Source organism: Paraburkholderia sp. GAS333 (genome assembly GCF_050435665.1).
GTDB classification, from domain to species: Bacteria; Pseudomonadota; Gammaproteobacteria; order Burkholderiales; family Burkholderiaceae; genus Paraburkholderia; species Paraburkholderia fungorum_A.
Map to the genome: position 1 here is coordinate 1,835,954 of NZ_JBNDKS010000001.1, position 20,181 is coordinate 1,856,134.

At 63.2% G+C, this 20,181-nt stretch carries 15 protein-coding genes and 1 riboswitch; of the genes, 8 read left to right on the forward strand and 7 right to left on the reverse strand.

Going from position 1 to position 20,181, the window contains the following annotated elements:
* Positions 1-68: 68 nt before the first annotated feature.
* From ABH945_RS08190 to ABH945_RS08200, 3 genes are all read right to left on the reverse strand, one after another.
* Positions 69-716 carry an NAD(P)-dependent oxidoreductase gene (locus ABH945_RS08190; protein ID WP_429250231.1) on the reverse strand — a complete coding sequence of 216 codons (648 nt, stop codon included), beginning with the start codon at positions 714-716 and terminating at the stop codon, positions 69-71.
* 178 nt (positions 717-894) lie between these two features.
* The gene (locus tag ABH945_RS08195; RefSeq protein WP_429250232.1) at positions 895-1,344 is read right to left on the reverse strand and encodes an Rrf2 family transcriptional regulator; all 450 of its coding nucleotides are present in this window, start codon (positions 1,342-1,344) and stop codon (positions 895-897) included.
* A 132-nt stretch (positions 1,345-1,476) separates the two neighbouring features.
* Complete coding sequence (locus ABH945_RS08200) at positions 1,477-1,956, reverse strand: hypothetical protein (protein ID WP_074763724.1); 480 nt, start codon at positions 1,954-1,956, stop codon at positions 1,477-1,479.
* A gap of 317 nt (positions 1,957-2,273) precedes the next feature.
* Between ABH945_RS08200 and ABH945_RS08205 the strand changes: the two genes are divergently transcribed.
* Both ABH945_RS08205 and ABH945_RS08210 read left to right on the forward strand, forming a co-directional pair.
* A complete protein-coding gene (locus tag ABH945_RS08205; RefSeq protein ID WP_074763723.1) occupies positions 2,274-2,855 on the forward strand; it encodes a DJ-1/PfpI family protein in 582 nt (193 codons plus the stop codon).
* 190 nt (positions 2,856-3,045) lie between these two features.
* Positions 3,046-3,372 carry a hypothetical protein gene (locus ABH945_RS08210; protein WP_429250233.1) on the forward strand — a complete coding sequence of 109 codons (327 nt, stop codon included), beginning with the start codon at positions 3,046-3,048 and terminating at the stop codon, positions 3,370-3,372.
* 73 nt (positions 3,373-3,445) lie between these two features.
* On the opposite strand, the gene ABH945_RS08215 is transcribed toward ABH945_RS08210, so the two are convergent.
* Complete coding sequence (locus tag ABH945_RS08215; RefSeq protein ID WP_429250234.1) at positions 3,446-5,227, reverse strand: sensor histidine kinase; 1,782 nt, start codon at positions 5,225-5,227, stop codon at positions 3,446-3,448.
* A 431-nt stretch (positions 5,228-5,658) separates the two neighbouring features.
* On the opposite strand from ABH945_RS08215, the gene ABH945_RS08220 reads away from it, so the two are divergent.
* From ABH945_RS08220 to ABH945_RS08245, 6 genes are all read left to right on the forward strand, one after another.
* Entirely contained in the window at positions 5,659-6,846 is a 1,188-nt protein-coding gene (locus ABH945_RS08220) for an ammonium transporter (protein WP_429250235.1), read from the forward strand.
* Between the two features lie 233 nt (positions 6,847-7,079).
* Positions 7,080-7,140, forward strand: a riboswitch (Fluoride riboswitch).
* Between the two features lie 76 nt (positions 7,141-7,216).
* A complete protein-coding gene (gene crcB, locus ABH945_RS08225) occupies positions 7,217-7,597 on the forward strand; it encodes a fluoride efflux transporter CrcB (protein ID WP_429250236.1) in 381 nt (126 codons plus the stop codon).
* A 550-nt stretch (positions 7,598-8,147) separates the two neighbouring features.
* Complete coding sequence (locus tag ABH945_RS08230; RefSeq protein WP_429250237.1) at positions 8,148-8,948, forward strand: IclR family transcriptional regulator; 801 nt, start codon at positions 8,148-8,150, stop codon at positions 8,946-8,948.
* 405 nt (positions 8,949-9,353) lie between these two features.
* Positions 9,354-10,796: an MdtA/MuxA family multidrug efflux RND transporter periplasmic adaptor subunit gene (locus tag ABH945_RS08235; protein ID WP_429250238.1), complete on the forward strand. Its 1,443-nt coding sequence runs from the start codon at positions 9,354-9,356 to the stop codon at positions 10,794-10,796.
* Positions 10,797-10,813: 17 nt separating this feature from the next.
* Positions 10,814-13,963 (forward strand): MdtB/MuxB family multidrug efflux RND transporter permease subunit, encoded by a 3,150-nt coding sequence (locus ABH945_RS08240; RefSeq protein WP_429250239.1) that lies wholly within the window; start codon positions 10,814-10,816, stop codon positions 13,961-13,963.
* A gap of 3 nt (positions 13,964-13,966) precedes the next feature.
* Complete coding sequence (locus tag ABH945_RS08245) at positions 13,967-17,284, forward strand: efflux RND transporter permease subunit (RefSeq protein WP_074763717.1); 3,318 nt, start codon at positions 13,967-13,969, stop codon at positions 17,282-17,284.
* A 72-nt stretch (positions 17,285-17,356) separates the two neighbouring features.
* Here ABH945_RS08245 and ABH945_RS08250 read toward each other — a convergent pair whose 3' ends face one another.
* From ABH945_RS08250 to ABH945_RS08260, 3 genes are all read right to left on the reverse strand, one after another.
* The gene (locus ABH945_RS08250) at positions 17,357-17,821 is read right to left on the reverse strand and encodes a hypothetical protein (RefSeq protein WP_429250240.1); all 465 of its coding nucleotides are present in this window, start codon (positions 17,819-17,821) and stop codon (positions 17,357-17,359) included.
* 188 nt (positions 17,822-18,009) lie between these two features.
* On the reverse strand, positions 18,010-18,570 hold the full coding sequence (locus ABH945_RS08255) for a peroxiredoxin (RefSeq protein ID WP_074763715.1): 561 nt from the start codon (positions 18,568-18,570) through the stop codon (positions 18,010-18,012).
* 269 nt (positions 18,571-18,839) lie between these two features.
* On the reverse strand, positions 18,840-20,174 hold the full coding sequence (locus ABH945_RS08260) for an EAL and HDOD domain-containing protein (RefSeq protein ID WP_074763714.1): 1,335 nt from the start codon (positions 20,172-20,174) through the stop codon (positions 18,840-18,842).
* Positions 20,175-20,181: the final 7 nt, after the last annotated feature.

A 20,181-nucleotide genomic window follows, 5' to 3' on the forward strand; every position in this document is an offset into this window, starting at 1 on the left:
ACCGTACATGCGTAACCGAATGTTAGGACGCTTGCGCGATCTGCGGGGACGGGAATTCGGCCCGCGTCTCAATACGCCACTGTCGCGATCTGCCGCACGAAACGGCCCTGCTCGAGTTCGTCGACGAACGCGATGGCGTAGTCTTCCGCAGAAATGCTGCTATTGCCTTCAGCGTCGGCGATCAGCGTATTTGCGCCGGTGCGGAACGTTCCGGTGCGCTCGCCCGGTGCGATCAGCGCGGCCGGCGCGAAGAACGTCCAGTCGATATCGGCGACCGTACGGTAGTAGTCCAGCACGACGCGATGCGCGAGCGCAATTGCCTTATACGCGTCGGGGAATCCGTCCGTATCGACCAGTTGCTTGCCCGGCGCAACTTCGAGCGAACCCGCGCCGCCCACCACCACGAGGCGCTTCAGGCCAGCCGCACGCATGCCTTCGACCAACGCTTTCGTCGCGTTCGTCAACGTCGCCAGATTGTCTTGCGGCGGCGCGTAAGCGCTTGCCACCACGTCATGGCCGCGCACTGCCGCGCCGACGCTCGCTGCGTCGAGCAGGTCGGCTTGCGCCGCTGTCAGATTCGCCACACCGGCCGGCACGCGCGACGGATCACGCGCCAGCGCCGTGACCTGATGCCCGCGACGTGCCGCTTCTGCCGCGATTCGCGAACCGACCATACCGGTGGCGCCGAACAAGGCGATCTTCAGTTGTTTGCTCATGTCACTACTCCTGTTCCTGTGATTGATTTATATGTAACTAACTTGATTACATATGTCGTGCAAAAAACGGGGGCGTGGGCCCCCGTCTACGATCGGACGCATGTTTCAGGTGTTATTCCGAACCCTGAACGCACGTCCTTGATGATGCTTTGCTACTCCGCCACTGCTACCTGAATGCCTACGCGCGGCGCTTGCGCTCGCGTTGCTTCTCCGAGCGCACCACGTCCGCCGTGGCGTCGGCGAGCGTACGTGCGCCGAGCGAGGCTTCCATGGCCCGCTGCGCGTCGTCGATGATTCCACGCAGCACGCCCTGAATATTGCGCCCCACCATGCACGCCGGATTCGGCTCCTCACGATGCAGCGCGAACAATTGCGCGTCGTCCACCGCGCGATACACGTCGAGCAGCGTGATCTGCTCAGGCGCCCTGGCGAGCAACGCGCCGCCGCCCGCGCCCAGCTGAGACGTGGTGAGACCCGCCTCAGCCAGCATCGTCAGCAGCCGCCGGATCAGCGCGGGATTCGTATTCACGCTGCCCGCGATCATGTCCGACGAAAGCGGCACGCCCTTCTGCAACGACAGCAGCGCGAGCACGTGAACCGCAAATGCAAACCGGCTACTCGTATTCACAGCGAACCCGCCCGGCGACAATATGTAACCATGGTAATTACATTTAACGGGACTGTCAAACCTGACTTCAAGGCTGCCGTCGAATCGAATGCCGAACCGATCGGTTGATCGTGCAACACCGTGGCCTGCATATCACTTGTCCATCTGCTTTTGCGCGTCGGCGGAATCGGCCGAGCCTGACGACGAAGCCGACGCATTTGCCGACGACGCCGAATTCTGCGCCGACCATTCCTGCAGCTTGCGCCCCGCGGTTTCGAGGCTCTGCCCGGTCAGCGACGCGGCCTTGCCGAGTTGCGCCTGGGTCGCGCTGGCCGCGTTCTGCAGATTGGCCTGTGCGGTCGAAGCGAGTGCGCTGGGGTCGATGTTGATCGACGGCGCCGACGTGGCGGACTGCAGGTTCTGTTCGGCGGTGTTTTTGGTCGTGTCGACCGTCTGGCCGACGTAGCTGGCGGCCTGATCGAGCTTCTGACCCGCGGCCTGCGCGACGTCGTTGAGCTTGCCGGCAACCTGCCCTGCGGTCGCGTCGTTCTTCTGGCACGCGGCCAGTCCGCCGAACACGACTACCACGCACGCGACACGGCGCAGCAAAGATGAATGAATAGATGAAATCATGGTTGGATGTGAACCGCGTGGGCGGCTTCAGCTTGGCGAAAACGCGCTCATGATACGCCGTTGCGGCGGAAGCCCTTGTCAGGAAGTGCGCACGGCACGGTCATATTGCGAACCGAAGGCGCTTGTTAAAGACGGCCCCGGCCCACTTCCGGCGGCCAGTTCAAAGGCACTTTGGCACCCGGAACGAAGGCCTGGAACGATCGCGCAAGTCGTCGCGGTTCTGTCAAACGCGATGGAGTAGACTGCCTGAGCGTCATAAACGTCCATGAACGTGAAGCGACGTTCGCAATGTTCCGTTGATCAACTGGAGGCATACGATGGCGGCAAAGAAGATTCTGTTCCTCACCGGCGACTTCGCCGAGGATTACGAAACGATGGTGCCGTTCCAGGCACTACAGGCAGTCGGCCATATCGTCGACGCCGTCTGTCCGAACAAGCACGCGGGCGACCGCATCAAGACGGCGATCCACGATTTCGAGGGCGACCAGACCTACACCGAGAAGCCGGGCCATCTGTTCACGCTCAACGCTTCGTTCGACGATGCCGATCCGCGCCAGTACGATGCACTCGCGATTGCGGGCGGCCGCGCCCCCGAGTACCTGCGGCTCAATCACAAGGTAATTGAACTCGTGCGGCAGTTCGCCGAAGCGGGCAAACCGATCGCCGCGATCTGCCACGCTGCGCAACTGCTCGCCGCCGCCGACGTGATCCGCGGCAAACGCATTTCGGCTTATCCGGCATGCGCGCCCGAAGTGAAACTGGCGGGTGGCGAATATGCCGACATTCCGGTCGACGCCGCTATTACCGACGGCAATTTTGTGACCGCTCCCGCGTGGCCTGCGCATCCCGAATGGCTGCGTCAATTCCTCGTGCTGCTCGGCACGCGCATTGAACTTTGAGCGTTTTTAAACCGCGCTTGAGCCGGTTCTTAATCTGCTCTGAGTCCATCTGATTTATCGGCGAGCGCCATGCCATTTCGGCATAGGACGCTCGCCCGAATGAAGCAATCACTTCGTAATTGAGACTGGTCCGATTGTTCCTGCAGAAGCTCATTCCTATAGTCGCAAGCTCACTTGGGAGTGTCTTGCGATGGAACTGGTGGACTGGATCGTCATCCTCGCCGTCATGCTGATGGCAATTGCTTTTTTCTGCGCGCGTAAGCCCGTCAACTGGTCGCGCGAGAACCGTACGCGGCGTCTCGCGGGCATGCGTATGCTGGTACAGGCGGCTTGCGCCATGTGGATCGCGCTGCTGATCGTCGCGCGCGCCCTGTTTACGATCAACGGTCTGGCCGGGTTGCGTCCCACGCCGCTTCACGCGCTAACGCTCGTCACGATGCTGATTGCCTGCGCGTGCTACTGGTCGATTCGCGGCAGCAAGCTGCTTAAACCAAGGCAGCTATTTACTACGCATTGAGCGAGGGGCAGATTGGTGATTGGTGTTTTTCGCCTGCGCGGGCAAATCTGCGCTGGGTCTTCCAATACGCTGATCATGGTGTTCCGATTCGCTGCGACGTATCGGCGGAATGCGCGGTCGGATGACCCGTAGTGCGGCTCATGTCCCGATGCTCGGAATTGGCTCGCCAGTCGAATAAATCGGACTTTTCGCGCGTATCGCCCGCGTCGGCTGTTGCGGCCGTCGTAGCCGTTGTAACCGTGAACGGCCCCGCAGCCGGATCGACATTGCGCATGCCGGCTTCGGGCAGCGACAGATAAAAAGTCGTGCCCACGCCCTCTTTCGATTCCGCCCAGACTCGCCCGCCATGCCGTTCGACCACGCGGCGCACCAGCGCAAGCCCAATCCCTTCGCCCGCCGTCGAATTGCCGTGCAGCCTCTGAAACGCGTTGAACAGGCGCGGCAACGCGACTTCCGGGATGCCCTGGCCGTTGTCCCGCACGTAGAAAATCCGTAGCGACTGAACGCCTGGCGGCGCTAGTGTCGTGCCGATTTCGATTCGCCCATCGCGCGCGGGGTCCAGATAATTCACCGCATTGCCCACCAGGTTCGCGAACACCTGTTCAAGCGCGGTGGGATCGCCCCACACGGCCGGCAAGTCGTCGACGCGCACCTGAGCCCGCTTTGCCCGGATCGACCCCTGCATGGCGTCGACCACGCGTTGCACGATATCGTGCACCTCCACCCTTTGCCGCCGGTACTCGACCCGGCCGACCCGCGACAGCCGCAACAACGCGTCGATGATGTGCGACGCCCGCAGCACGGCGGTCTGCAGATAATGCAGCGCTTCGCCGATGTCCTCGTCGATGATCCGCTCGATGCGTTGCCGCGTCGCGGCCGCCAGCGACGACTCGCGAACCGCCGCGCGCAGTTCATCGCACGCGCGGATCAGTTCTTTCGAGAAGCCCTGCAGGTTCACGAGCGGCGCGCGCAGATCGTGCGACACGCTGTAAATGAACATCTCGTTTTCCTGGGTCTGCTGCCGCAAGGTCTCGTTGATCCGCACGAGTTCGCCCGCGCGGCGCGCCAGATCCGCCTGAAAACGCGCCTGGATACGCTCGGCTTCGAGCAGGCGCCGGCTGGTTTCGTGCAAGGTCTGATCGAGGCGCGCGAGCTCGTCGTGGCCGGTCGTGACGGGTGCGAGCGGCTCATTGCCCGCGAGGCGTCCGGCATTGTCGGACAGCAACGCGAGCCGGCCCCGCACGCCGCGTGTGAACAGCCAGATAGCCAGCGCGACGAACAGCAACGAGCCAAGCGCGGCCGCGACGATCAGCGTTTGCTGACGTTCGCGCGCCTCGTCGGCGGCGTTCGACCGCAACGTGTCGAGCCGCCGCTCTTCCGTCTGGAACGCGACCGCCTGCAAACGGAAGCGATCGAGCACGTCGGATTCCGCGAGATCGCGGAAGCGTTCGACCACATCGTGCCGGCGCCCCGAATGCAGCATGTCCTGAATCCGGTCCGACCATTGGCGATACGCCTGCACTTCCTGGCGCATCTGCACTACGCGCTCAACCTGCGCGGGATTGTCGGCAACCAGTTCGGCCAGCTGGTCGATACGGCGATCGACGTCCATCCATAACGCCACGGGCGTCGTAAAGCGCGTGTTTCCAGCGAGAACCGCGCCGCGCAGCGCGACGGATTCACCCATCACAGGATCGAGAATCGCGGCGGTCTGACGCAGCACATCCTCGCTATGGATTGCCCAGCGCTCCGCCAGCGCTGCGTCGGACTGCGCCTTGACCAGTCCGGACAGCAACGCCAGTTCGAAGAACGCCGGAATGGCGATCAGCAGCAGGCCTTTAGTGGTCAGTCTCATGCGATGCGCATAGGGTCGATGATCCGTGGATCAGGCACGGGAACGGCACATTATGTCGGCGTTTCACCGCGAAACAAAGCGGGCTATGTGGCAGCCCGTCCGGGCCAATTACGCCTGGCGAGCGCGACGGCTATTAACGCCGAAACCAAGTTTGAAAACGTCAGGATTTTGAATTAAATGTAATTAAAATCGAATATTTCGCCCTTAACTGGATCATGGAAAATGAGGCGACAAACTAATGCACTATAACTGTGCTTTTTAATGCTTTATTCAGGTGCGTCGATATTCGCGAGATATGTGCATGACTTAAGTCACACGCATAAAGAAGCCCATCCCGGTGCCGTTTTGCACCTCACCGACGCGAGTCGCGCACAAGTTTGGCCCACTTCTTGCATTCATTGCCCGTTTTTTTGGCATAGCGGGACACATCGATGGAAAGCTTTAAAACCGGCACCGATACGCTCTTCCTGCTGCTCGGCGCAGCCATGGTGCTGGCCATGCATGCGGGATTCGCGTTTCTCGAACTCGGCACGGTCCGCAAAAAGAATCAGGTCAACGCGCTCGTCAAGATCCTCGTGGATTTTTCGGTGTCGACCATCGCGTACTTCTTCATCGGCTACACGATCGCGTACGGCGTGCAGTTCTTCGGCAGCGCCGAGTCGCTGGCCGCGCACAACGGCTACGCGCTGGTGCGCTTCTTCTTCCTGCTGACCTTCGCCGCCGCGATTCCGGCGATCGTGTCCGGCGGCATTGCAGAGCGCTCGAAATTCAACCCGCAGTTGTTCGCGACCTTCGTACTGGTCGGTTTCATCTATCCGTTCTTCGAAGGGATCGCGTGGAACGGCCGCTTCGGTGTTCAGGACTGGCTGCATCAGACGTTCGGCGCGCAGTTCCACGACTTCGCCGGTTCGGTGGTGGTCCATGCTTTCGGCGGCTGGGTCGCGCTGCCGGCCGTGCTGCTGCTCGGCGCACGGCACGGGCGTTATCACCGCGATGGCGGCATCGCCGCGCACCCGCCGTCGAATATTCCGTTCCTGGCGCTGGGCGCGTGGGTGCTGACGGTCGGCTGGTTCGGCTTCAACGTGATGAGCGCGCAAACGGTCGACAAGATCAGCGGCCTGGTCGCCGTCAATTCGTTGATGGCGATGGTCGGCGGCACGTTGACGGCCTGGCTTGCGGGCCGCAACGACCCGGGCTTTACCTATAACGGCCCGCTGGCCGGGCTGGTCGCCGTGTGCGCCGGCTCGGACGTGATGCATCCGCTGGGCGCGCTGGTGACGGGCGGCATCGCGGGCGTGCTGTTCGTCTATATGTTCACGTGCGTGCAAAACCGCTGGCGCATCGACGACGTGCTCGGCGTGTGGCCGCTGCATGGGCTGTGCGGCGCGTGGGGCGGGATCGCCGCGGGCATTTTCGGCTCACGCGCGCTCGGCGGGATGGGCGGCGTCGCGTTCGGCTCGCAGGTGATCGGCACGCTCGGCGGGATCGTCGTGGCGACGGTCGGCGGCACGGCGGTGTACGGTGTAATTCGCCTGACGGTCGGTCTGCGGCTCGATCAGGAAGACGAATACAACGGCGCGGATCTGTCGATCCACAAGATTTCGGCGACTTCGGAGTGAGCCGGCACGCGCCGTTTGCGTGAGCGATGGAACCGGCTCGACGCGCGCAATCTCAGGCGCGCATCGAGCCGGCTGGCATTATTAGCACAGCCCTGTTCGACCGTTGCGCGGACGGCTGCGAATACGGTGAAAAACGCGGTTAAGACTGCGATTGAAAAGCGGCCCCAAGACCCGCCGAATAGCTCCCCTGGCTCTGCGCCGACCTGTCCCCCCAAGCTCCGCCGATGTTAGACTCGCGCGCTGGAGATGGCATCTTCCCAAACCGCCCCTGTGGCTGATGATGCCCGCTTCGCCCGGACCTTCGCGAATGCGGCGTCGCGCTGCCCGCCCGGTCCGATACGTCGACACCCGGTTTCGCCAGGCCCTTCTCATGTATTGGTCCTTTCTCGCAGTCGCCATCGGCGGCGCACTCGGCTCGCTGTTTCGCTGGTTTCTCGGTGTCCGCCTGAACGGCGTGTTCAGCGGCTTGCCGCTCGGCACGCTCGCGGCCAACGTCATAGCCGGTTACGTCATCGGCGTAGCAGTGGCGGGCTTCGCGCGCGCGCCGCAAATCTCGCCGGAATGGCGGCTTTTCGTCATTACCGGCCTGATGGGTGGCCTGTCCACCTTCTCGACCTTCTCGGCGGAAGTCGTGCAACGCTTGCAGGACGGCCGACTCGGCTGGGCCGCGGGCGAAGTCGCGATTCACGTCGGCGCATCGCTCGTCATGACGATTCTGGGCATCGCCACGGTGTCCTTGCTGTCGCGCTAAAGCCCCTGCAATCCCAAACTTTCAGAAGCGCCCCTGCCCTCACTCTGGCTCTCGAACACCGGTGAGCGACGGCGCACGCGCTGAAACTCCGGGCGAAAAAAAAGGCGTCACGTTGCCGTGACGCCTTAAAAAGTTCTAGCCATTCCGAGGGCCGTGCTAGAACCTGAGAGACGGTATTCGAAAAGTCATAGCGCAATGCGCCCCTGACAACCGACGGTGACGTGAAATTGTGGAGACAATCGACACAAAGTGAGTCACGGTGAATTCAAACTCTTTAGAAAAACCGAGTTTGAAAGCGTCTTTCGAAATGAGATTCCATTTTTTATGCTTATGCTGACTAAGTCAAGCAAAATCTAAAAAGCGGAATACGGCACGGAAAAATATTCCGATACAATGAATCTTCTGATGAAAAACGGAATCAGCACCCCTGGACCGGGGTGACTGGCGGGCTGCTGACTTTACCTATCAGCAGATTGCAAACGAATAATTTGAAATACAGTTCCAAAAAAATCACATGAACCCACCCGCTCGTCCCTCAGTGCCAGCAGATATGCTCAAGGAAAAAGACGGCTCGGGCGATGAAGTCACCGCCCTCGCGCGAGGCCTCACGGTGCTGCGTTCGATCGCCGCCGCCGACGCCCCGCTCAGCAACCGCGAACTGACCGAACTGACCGGCATCCCCAAACCGACCGTGTCGCGCATCACCGCGACTCTGGTTGGCGCCGGCTTCCTGTTCAGACTGCCTGACAGCGAACGCTTCGTGCTGACGTCGTCGGTGCTGGAATTGAGCAACGGCTTTCTGCGCAACTTCGACATCCGGGCCCGCGCGCGGCCTTTCCTGATCGAACTCGCCGAACGCACGTCGCTGTCTGTCCACCTCGCCGTGCGGGATCGCTTCGACATGGTCGTGATCGACGCAATCCGGCCGCGTTCGGCGGTGCTGGTGTCGCGCCTGGAAATCGGTTCACGGATGAACCTGAGCCGCACGGCGGTGGGTCGCGCCTATCTTGCAGCGCTCGCCAAGCCCGAACGCGACAAATTGCTGATCGGCCTGCAGGCGGCAGAAGGCGATGACTGGGGCCATGTCGGCAGCCGGCTCGAAAGCGCGTTGCGGGAAACCATCGAACAGGGTTTCGCGATCGCCACCGGCGAGTGGTACAACGGCCTGAACGCCATCGCGCAGGGTTTCGTCGGACCGTCCGGCGAGCGCTATGCAGTGAATTGCGGCGGCCCGGCCGACCAGTGTCCGCGTGACTGGCTGATCTCGCGCGCCGCCCCGGCGTTGCTCGAATGCATCAGCAAAATCGTTCTCGAAATTGGCGGCACGCCGGGACGACGGCTCGACAATTGAGCCACGCAAAGGCTTGCCGGTCGGCAGCCCCAACAGTGGTCCTGTCCGTGGCAGTACATCCTGTAACCTTTGTAATCAAAAGAAAAATACACAGGTGGACTGTTACGGACCACGCAACGTAGGATCATGCGTTTCCGTCGCGCGGGGCGCGTGTCTGACGGGTTGCCGCGACCCTGAGTTGCCTCGAATAACCGCAGCAACACTGCCGGCATGGCGGCGAGAACAACGCATTGCGTTAACATCTCCGTCCCGCGCCTCGGGTAGCATCGCGCTGAAAAAGCGTGTGCTGCTTCCGCTGATATCAATAGTTGCCTGTCATGCCACCCGCGTGCCGGTCCGCCGAACTTCTGTTCCGGCTGGGCCGCGCGAGCGGCTCACATCAAAGCCTGCCACCTGACCGAACCGATGGACGAACAACAAAAGCATTCGGAAACTTCACGCCCCGCCGACCCGGCTTCCCAATCGCGCCCGAACGGCGCTCCGGGCGGCAAGCCAGGCGATCCGCGCGGTCCTGTGAAGCGGCACCGCGGCCGCAACGTCGCGTTGATCGTCGCGGCGCTGGTCATCCTCGCGGTCGTGGTGTGGCGCTGGCATCCGTGGGGGGCGGCCGGCGGCGAAGCAACCGGCGCGTCCGACGCACGCGGCGCGAGCGGTGCGCGCACCGGCGGCCGTGGCGGGCGCGGTGGTCCTGGCGGCATGGGCAACATGCCGCAACCGGTTCACGTGGCGACGGCCACGCAAGGTGAAATGCCGGTCGTGCTGACCGCGCTCGGCACGGTCACGCCGCTTGCCACCGTCACCGTGCTGCCGCAGTTGAGCGGCGTATTGCAGGACGTGTATTTCAAGGAAGGCCAGATGGTCAAGAAGGGCGACGTGCTCGCCCAGATCGATCCGCGTCCGTATCAGATCTCGCTCGAAAATGCACAAGGCACACTGGTGCGTGACCAGGCACTGCTGCAAACCGCCCGCCTCGACCTGAAGCGTTATCAGACGCTGCTCGCGCAGGACTCGATCGCAAGCCAGCAGGTCGACACGCAGGCTTCACTCGTGCGCCAGTACGAAGGCACGGTGAAGTCCGATCAGGCGAACATCGACAGCTTCAAGCTCGACCTCGTCTACGCACGCATCACGGCGCCGGTGTCGGGACGCGTCGGTTTGCGTCAGGTCGATCCGGGCAATTACGTGACGTCGAGCCTCTCCACCGGCATCGTCGTGATTACGCAGTTGCAGCCGATCAGCGTGATCTTCACGACTTCCGAAGACAACCTGCAGCAGATCATCCAGCACACGCAGAACGGCGAGCAGTTGTCGGCCACCGCCTACGACCGCGCGAACACCACGCCGCTCGAAGTCGGCTCGCTGAAAACGATGGACAACCAGATCGACACCACCACGGGCACGGTCAAGCTGCGCGCCATCTTCAACAACCCTGACAGCAAGCTGTTCCCGAATCAGTTCGTGAATACGCGTTTGCTGGTCGACACCATCAGGAACGCCGTGATCGTGCCGACCACGGCCGTGCTGAACGGCTCGATGGGCCAGTTCGTGTATGTCGTGAAACCGGACAACACGGTGACCGTGCGTCAGGTGAAGCCCGGTCCGGTGGACGGCGAACGCACCAGCATCCAGTCCGGCCTGCAGGTGGGCGAGCGCGTCGTGATCGACGGTTCGGATCGTCTGCGCGAAGGCGCGAAGATCACGATTCCGGCGGATCGTCCGCGCGGCGCGTCGGGTGCGCATGGCGCGCACGGCGCAAGCGGAGCGAGCGGTGCCTGGGCCGCAGGTGCATCGGGCGCCTCGGGCGCGCACGCACATCGCCATAAACGCGACGCGCAAGCTTCGGAATAAGGCACGGCACCTACCGCATGAATCCATCCCGCGCTTTTATTCTGCGTCCCGTCGGCACCGCGCTGCTAATGGCGGCGATCATGCTGGTCGGCCTCGTCGCGCTGCGCTTCCTGCCGCTGTCAGCGCTGCCCGAGGTCGACTATCCGACGATCCAGGTGCAGACCTTCTATCCGGGCGCGAGTCCGGACGTGATGACGTCGTCGGTCACCGCACCGCTCGAACGGCAGTTCGGGCAGATGCCGTCGCTCAACCAGATGTCGTCGCAAAGCTCGGCCGGCTCGTCGATCATCACGCTGCAATTCAGCCTCGACCTGCCGCTCGATATCGCCGAGCAGGAAGTCCAGGCCGCGATCAACGCAGCCGGCAACCTGCTGCCGTCCGACCTGCCCGCGCCGCCGATCTACGCGAAGGTCAATCCGGCCGACGCGCCGATCCTCACGCTCGCCCTCACGTCGGCCACGCTGCCGATGACCCAGGTGCAGGACATGGCCGACACGCGTCTCGCGCAGAAGATCTCGCAGGTCGCGGGCGTGGGTCTGGTGAGCCTGTCGGGTGGCCAGCGCCCCGCCGTGCGGATTCAGGCGAACCCGCGCGCGCTTGCCGCGTACGGTCTGAATCTGGACGACTTGCGCACCACAATCTCGAACCTGAACGTCAACACGCCGAAGGGTAACTTCGACGGTCCGACGCGCAACTACACGATCAACTCGAACGACCAGCTGACCGACGCCGATCAGTACAAGAGCGCCGTGATCGCGTACAAGAACGGCCGTCCGGTGATGCTGACCGACGTCGCCAATATCGTGCAGGGCGCGGAGAACACCAAGCTCGGCGCGTGGGTCGACAACACGCCCGCCATCATCCTGAACGTGCAGCGCCAGCCGGGCGCGAACGTGATCCAGGTGGTGGACAGCATCAAGGCCCTGCTGCCGCAATTGCAGCAGTCGCTGCCCGCCGCGCTCGACGTGCGCATCGTCACCGACCGCACCACCACGATCCGCGCGTCCGTGCGCGACGTGCAGTTCGAACTGGCGATGTCGGTCGTGCTGGTCGTTCTGGTGATGTACCTGTTCCTCGCCAACGTCTACGCGACCATCATTCCGAGTCTGTCGGTGCCGCTGTCGCTGATCGGCACGCTCGCCGTGATGTACCTGTGCGGCTTCTCGCTCGACAACCTCTCTCTGATGGCGCTGACCATCGCGACCGGCTTCGTGGTCGACGACGCGATCGTGATGATCGAAAACATCGCGCGTTACGTCGAAGAAGGCGAAGATCCGCTCGAAGCCGCACTGAAGGGCTCGAAGCAGATCGGCTTCACGATCATTTCGCTGACCGTCTCGCTGATCGCCGTGCTGATCCCGCTGCTGTTCATGGGCGACGTGGTCGGCCGGCTGTTCCATGAATTCGCGATTACGCTGGCCGTGACCATCGTGATTTCGGCGGTCGTGTCGCTCACGCTCGTGCCGATGATGTGCGCGAAACTGCTGCGCCACACGCCGCCGCACGAGAGCCACCGTTTCGAAGCGAAGGCGCACCGCGCCATCGACTGGGTGATCGCGCGTTACGCGGTCGCGCTCACGTGGGTGCTGAACCGGCAACGCTCCACACTGTTCGTCGGCCTGCTCACGCTGGTGCTGACCGCGCTGCTCTATATCTACATTCCGAAGGGCTTCTTTCCGGTGCAGGACACCGGCGTGATCCAGGCGATCACGCAGGCGCCGCAGTCGGTGTCGTATGCGTCGATGGCCGAGCGGCAGCAGGCGCTCGCCGCGCAGATCCTGAAGAACCCGGACGTGGAAAGCCTGACGTCGTTCATCGGCGTGGACGGCAGCAATATCACGCTGAACAGCGGCCGTATGCTGATCAACCTGAAGCCGCGCGACGACCGCAGCCACACCGCGAGCGAAGTAATCCGGCAACTGCAGCGTGACGTCGCGCATATTCCGGGCGCGTCGCTGTACATGCAGCCGGTGCAGGATCTGACCATCGACTCGACGGTCAGCCCGACGCAGTACCAGTTCATGCTGACCGATCCGAACATCAGCGAATTCACGACATGGGTGCCGAAGCTCATCGAGCGGCTGCAACAGTCGCCCGAACTCGCCGATGTCGCCACCGACCTGCAGGACAACGGCCAGTCGGTGTTCATCGAGATCGACCGGGCAACCGCATCGCGCTTCGGCATTACGCCGGCCACGATCGACAGCGCGCTGTACGACGCGTTCGGCCAGCGCATCATCTCGACCATTTTCACGCAGTCGAACCAGTACCGCGTGATTCTGGAAGCATTACCGGAGATGCAGCATTACACCGAATCGCTGAAGTCGATCTATCTGCCCTCTTCCACCTCCACGACCGGCCAGGTGCCGCTGTCGTCGATCGCGAAGTTCATTGAGAAGCCCGCGCCACTGCTGGTCACGCACCTGAGCCAGTTCCCGGCCACCACCGTGTCGTTCAACCTCGCGCCCGGCTCGTCGCTCGGCGCAGCGGTCAAGGCGATCGGGCAGGCGGAGAAGGACATCGGTTTGCCGGCGTCGTTCCAGACGCGCTATCAGGGCGCGTCGCTGGCGTTCCAGGCGTCGCTGTCGAACGAACTGTTCCTGATTCTGGCGGCTATCGTCACGATGTACATCGTGCTCGGCGTGCTGTACGAAAGCTTCATCCATCCGATCACGATTCTGTCGACACTGCCGTCGGCGGGCGTCGGCGCACTGCTCGCCCTGCTGATTACCGGGCACGATCTCGACATCATCGGCATTATCGGCATCGTGCTGCTGATCGGTATCGTGAAGAAGAACGCGATCATGATGATCGACTTCGCGCTCTATGCCGAGCGCGAGGAAGGCAAGCCGCCGCGCGAAGCAATTTACCAGGCGTGTCTGCTGCGTTTCCGGCCGATTCTGATGACCACGCTCGCCGCGCTGCTCGGCGCATTGCCGCTGATGCTCGGCACCGGCGCGGGGTCGGAGTTGCGCCGTCCGCTCGGTATCGCGATTGCGGGTGGTCTGATCGTCAGCCAGTTGCTGACGCTGTTCACCACGCCGGTGATCTACCTCGCGTTCGACTCGCTCGGCCGTCGTTTGCGTGAGCGCTTCAATCGTGGCGGTCCGTCGCACGGCGGCCCGTCCAATGACGCCACCCCGCCCGCCACCGATGCAGGGAACTGACCGATGAACCTGTCGCGTCCGTTTATTTCCCGCCCGGTCGCCACCACGCTGCTGGCGATCGGCATCGCGCTGGCCGGCGTGTTCGCGTTCACGAAGTTGCCGGTCGCGCCGCTGCCGCAGGTCGACTTCCCGACCATCTCGATTCAGGCCACGTTGCCGGGCGCAAGCCCGGAGACGGTGGCCACGAGTGTCGCGAGCCCGCTCGAACGGCATCTCGGCTCGATTGCCGACGTCACCGAAATGACGTCGCAAAGCTCGGTCGGCTCGACCCGCATCACGATGCAATTCGGCCTGAACCGCGATATCGACGGCGCCGCACGCGACGTGCAGGCCGCGATCAACGCCGCGCGCGCCGATCTGCCAACCAGCCTGCGCAGCAACCCGACCTATCACAAGGTCAATCCGGCCGACGCGCCGATCATGATTCTGGCGCTTACGTCGAAAACGCTGACCGCCGGCCAGTTGTACGACTCGGCGGCCACCGTGCTGCAACAGTCGCTGTCGCAGGTGGACGGTATCGGCGAAGTGGACGTGAGCGGCTCGGCGAACCCGGCCGTGCGCGTCGAACTGGAGCCGAATGCGCTGTCGCACTACGGCATCGGTCTCGAAGACGTGCGCGCGGCGCTGGCCGCGGCGAATGCGAACAGCCCGAAGGGGTCGATCGAATTCGGTGCGAACCGCGTGCAGATCTACACCAACGACCAGGCGAGCAAGGCGTCGCAATACAAGGACCTGGTCATCGCCTATCGCAACGGCGCGGCGGTGAAGCTGTCCGACATGGGCGAAGTGGTCGATTCGGTCGAAGATCTGCGCAACCTGGGCCTCTTCAACGGCAAGCGCTCGGTGCTGGTGATCCTGTACCGCCAGCCGGGCGCGAACATCATCGACACGATCGACCGCGTGAAGGCCATGCTGCCGCAACTGCATGCGTCGCTGCCCGCCGACGTCGATATCGCCCCCACCGCCGACCGCTCCACCACGATCCGCGCATCGCTGCGCGACACCGAGCACACGCTGATCATCGCAGTGGCGCTGGTGGTGATGGTGGTGTTCCTGTTCCTGCGCAACTGGCGCGCCACGCTGATCCCGAGCGTGGCCGTGCCGATCTCGATCATCGGCACGTTCGGCGCGATGTATCTGCTGGGCTTCTCGATCGACAACCTGTCGCTGATGGCGCTGACCATCGCGACCGGCTTCGTGGTCGACGACGCGATCGTGGTGCTGGAGAACATCTCGCGGCACATGGAGAATGGCGTGCCGCGCATGAAGGCCGCGTTCATCGGCGCGCGCGAAGTCGGCTTCACGGTGCTGTCCATCAGCATTTCGCTGGTCGCCGTATTCCTGCCCATTCTGCTGATGGGCGGCATTGTCGGGCGGCTGTTCCGAGAGTTCGCACTGACGCTGTCGCTGGCTATCGCGGTATCGCTGGTCGTCTCGCTCACGCTCACGCCGATGATGTGCTCGCGCCTGTTGCGCGAACATCACGAAAAAAAGGAAGAAGGCCGCTTCGGCCGCTGGCTCGAACGCGGCTTCATGTCGATGCAACGCGGCTACGAGCGCTCGCTCGGCTGGGCGCTGGTGCATCCGAAGCTGATCGTCACGATTCTGCTGCTGACCATTGGCCTGAACGTGTGGCTGTACATCATCATCCCGAAGGGCTTTTTCCCGCAGCAGGACACCGGGCGGCTCGTCGGCGGCATCCAGGCCGACCAGAGCACGTCGTTCCAGGCCATGAAAGGCAAGTTCTCGCAGATGATGGATATCGTCGGCAAGAACCCGGCGGTCGAGAGCGTGGTCGGCTTTACCGGCGGGCGGCAGACCAACTCGGGTTTCATGTTCGTGTCGCTGAAATCGAAATCGGAGCGCACCCTGTCCGCCGATCAGGTGATCCAGCAACTGCGCGCGCCGCTCGGCGACGTGGCCGGTGCGCGCACGTTCCTGCAAGCGGTGCAGGACATTCGCGTCGGCGGACGGCAATCGAACGCGCAATACCAGTTCACGCTGCTCGCCGACTCGACGCCCGATCTCTACCTGTGGGGGCCGAAGCTCACCGAAGCGCTGCAGGCCCGTCCCGAACTCGCGGACGTCAACTCCGACCAGCAGCAAGGCGGCCTCGAAGCGATGGTGACGATCGACCGCGCCACCGCAGCGCGTCTGGGCATCAAGCCCGCGCAGATCGACAACACGCTGTACGACGCCTTCGGCCAGCGTCAGGTGTCTACCATCTACAACCCGCTCAATCAGTATCACGTCGTGATGGAAGTCGCGCCGAGGTACTGGCAAAGCCCGGACATGCTGAACCAGATTTACGTCAGCACGTCGGGCGGCACGGCGAGCGGCGCGCAGACCACCAATGCGCCGGCCGGCACGGTGACCTCCACGGCGACCACTTCGACCACGACCAGCGCGTCGGCGGGCGGCGCAGCAGGCACCACGGCCACGAGCGCGGCCAGCATCGCCGCCGACTCCGCACGCAACCAGGCGATCAACTCGATTGCGGCGAGCGGCAAGTCGAGCGCCTCGTCGGGAGCGGCGGTGTCCACATCGAAGGAAACGATGGTGCCGTTGTCGGCCATCGCGAGCTTCGGGCCGGGCACGACGCCGTTGTCGGTGAATCACCAGAGCCAGTTCGTCGCGTCGACGATCTCGTTCAACCTGCCGCCGGGCGTGTCGTTGTCCACGGCAACGGCCGCGATCTACGACACGATGGCGCAGATCGGCATGCCGGGCACGATTCACGGCAGCTTCCAGGGCACCGCGCAGGCGTTCCAGCAGTCGATGTCCGACCAGCCGATCCTGATCCTCGCCGCGCTCGCCGCCGTGTATATCGTGCTGGGCATGCTGTACGAAAGCTACATCCACCCGCTGACCATTCTGTCCACGTTGCCATCGGCCGGGGTCGGCGCATTGCTCGCGTTGCTGCTGTTCAGAACCGAGTTCAGCATCATCGCGCTGATCGGCGTGATTCTGCTGATCGGTATCGTGAAGAAGAACGCGATCATGATGGTGGACTTCGCGATCGAAGCGTCGCGGCAGGGAATGTCGTCGCGCGATGCGATTTTTCAGGCGTGTCTGCTGCGCTTCCGCCCGATCATGATGACCACCTTCGCGGCTCTGCTCGGCGCGCTGCCGCTCGCGTTCGGACGCGGCGAAGGCGCGGAGCTGCGTGCTCCGCTCGGTATCGCAATCGTGGGTGGTTTGATCGTGAGCCAGATGCTCACGCTTTACACGACGCCGGTCGTGTATCTGTACATGGACCGGATTCGCGTGCGGTGGGAGTCGAGAAAAGCACGCCGATCGGGCATTGCGCCTTCTGCATAACGTGACGTGACGTGACGGGATGCGCCGGGGGTTGTGCGATTCAGTGAGCACAACCCGCGAGCGCGCCTCCGCTTAAAGCTTCTGGTCCATCGCCAGCAGGAAGATGCGCTGCCATTGCCGCGCCTGCCGTTCACTTTGCATCGGCACCAGCCATTCGCCCTGGCGCGAATCCTTGACCTGCACCGCGAGTTTCCATTCGCCGCCCGCGCTTCGGGCCTCGGCGCCACGCAGATCGGCAAAGATATAGGCGCCCTGCTCCGAGCCGAGCCGGATCTCGCACAGGCGCTTGCCCGACGCCAGCCGCACCGCGCCCCAGCTTCCCTTCAGTTCGTGAGTCCAGTCGCCGTCGCGCACGTTCGGCGCGACTTCTTTCCGGCGACGCCACCAGTAGGCCAGCGCCGCAATCACCAATAATGCGACGACGATCGCAACGCCAACCGCGACGGCCAGACCGAAAGACGTCTCAAGGGCATCGAACGCCCGCACTGCGCCATACACCAGCGCGATCAGCGCGAACAAAGCAACAATAATCGGCATCGCAAGCTCACCAGGCAAAAAAACTCAGCCTAGCACGAGCGATGCCTGATCGACTTCCAACTGCCACTCAAACGCGGCGCAAAAAACCATTGCCGGAAATGGCGGCGCACGACGTTGGCGCCACGCTAATCGTGGCAGTCAGGACCGCGCCACAAGCCCATGTCAGCGTAACGGCTCGTCACGACTCGCTACTGCTTGTGCGCCTCGGCCCAGTCCTTCACGGCCTTCAACGTGTTTTCGACGTGCTTCTCCGGCGACAGACTCGTGTATTCATAGATGATCTTGCCGTCCGGCGCGATCACATACGACACGCGATTAGCCATCGAGTTATGCAACGGCATGCCCGCGTCGTACGCGCCGATCACTTTCGAATCGGCATCCGCGGCAACCGGGAATTTGCTGCGGCATTCGCTGACCGAAAACTTCGTCAGCGTGTCGATGTTGTCGTGCGACACACCGATCACCGTCGCGCCATATTTCTTGTATTCGTCGACGGCATCGGCGAATTCATGCGCTTCGATCGTGCAGCCCTTCGTGAAAGCCGCCGGGTAGAAATACACCACCACCGGCCCTTTCTTCAGCTCGTCGGCGAGCGAATACGTGTACGTCTTGCCGCCCAGCGAAGCCTGCGTGGTGAAGGCCGGCGCGGCGTCGCCGGGCTTGAGCGTGGCCGAGGCCGTCAACGAAAACATCGCGAATCCGGCCGACATCACAGCAGCCAAAGCCGCCGATTTGAACTTACGTTTCATCTGTTGCTCCTCTGTACGCGAGTACTCGCGCGTCGTCCCATGAATGGCGGGAGGCGGCGTTCGGCAACACAACCGGCCACCTCTGCACGCTATTGGAACACGGACGAACGCGTCGCGTACAAGCGGCCTGCCAGCAACGCACAACGCAAACGGGGGACGCGATGTTTGCGCCCCCCGTTTGCGTTGTGTCGACTACCGCCTGGCTCGCCGCTTTTCTTTCGACCTGTCAGCGAGACGAAAGCCGGCGGCTATCAGCCATATCACGCCTATCACGCAGCCACCTCGGCGATATGCGCGCCGAACCAGGCCGCCGCCGACAGATTCAGCTCGGACAACACGTCGGGAGTCAGCGCCTCGAAGCCCGCAGGCGCATCGGCGCCGAGTGCGACCGACACAGCATTGCCCTCTTCGGCCGCTTCAGCCAGGCGCAGCAACGCGCCGAGCGGACCATCGCGACGCACGATCGCATCGCGGATCTGCGGCGCGAGGCCAAGCTTGTCGAGCACCTCGCCGGGCGTACTGCCCAGCACCACGTGAACCAGCGAAAAGATCCCGGTCATGAACGCGGCGTCGCCGAAATCGTCGTCGGAAGGGCGCAGCCAGTTCGCGGTCAGTTCCATGAAGCGCGAGCGTGTACCGGCCAGTTGCACCAGCGGATCGGCGCTCCAGGGCAGATCGCCGCTGTCCGCGTAAAGCAGCAGCTGCGCCCAGCGCGCGATCTGCCGCGTGCCGGTGGCGATGATCGCCTCGCGCAGCGACGCGATATTGCGCCCCAGCCCGAACGCGCTCGAATTGACCAGCCGCAGCAGTTGCACGACCACGCTCGGGTTCAGCTTGAGTTCCGCTTCGAGTTCGACGAAGCCGGCGTCGCGTGAAAGCAGCGCCAGCAGGCGCAGCAAACCGGGCCGCGACGAGCGGTTGCGCGGCGCGGCCAGCACCTGCGGCCGCGCGAAAAAGTAACCCTGGAACAGATCGAAGCCGAGATCGCGAGCGAGCGCGAAGTCCTCGCGCGTTTCGACCTTCTCGGCGAGCAGCGTCTTGCCGTGACTGCGCACGATGGACGCCAGCTTCGCCAGTTCGTCACGGCCGACTTGCAGAAAGTCGATCTTGACGATGTCGACGTAAGGCAGCGCGCCGATCAGTTCGTCCGACATTTCGCTGACGTCGTCGAGTGCAATCAGAAACCCTGCGCGACGCAGCTCGCCGAGCCGGCGGGCCAGGTGCGCGTCGAACTTGACGGTCTCCAGCACTTCGAGCACGAAACGATCGGGCGGCATCAGATGGACGATGTCGTTGAACAGCAGCGCCCGGTTCATGTTGACGAAGCCGCGATGATGCCCGAGTACGGACGGCACGCCGATCCCGCCGATCGTGCGCGCGACGACCTGCGCGGTGGCCTGCGCGTCGTCACTGATTTCGGCATAGTTGTGCGCACCGGCTCGAAACAGCAGTTCGTACGCGCTAAGCGCGCCGTCGCGATCGAGAATCGGCTGGCGGCCCAGGTAGACGAACTGCGCGGGGAAGTCCGGTTCGGTGCCTTCAGCAAAAGACTCAAGCACCTCGATGCGCCGGGGTGCGGTCCTGGCAATATGACGTTCGGACATGGATCAG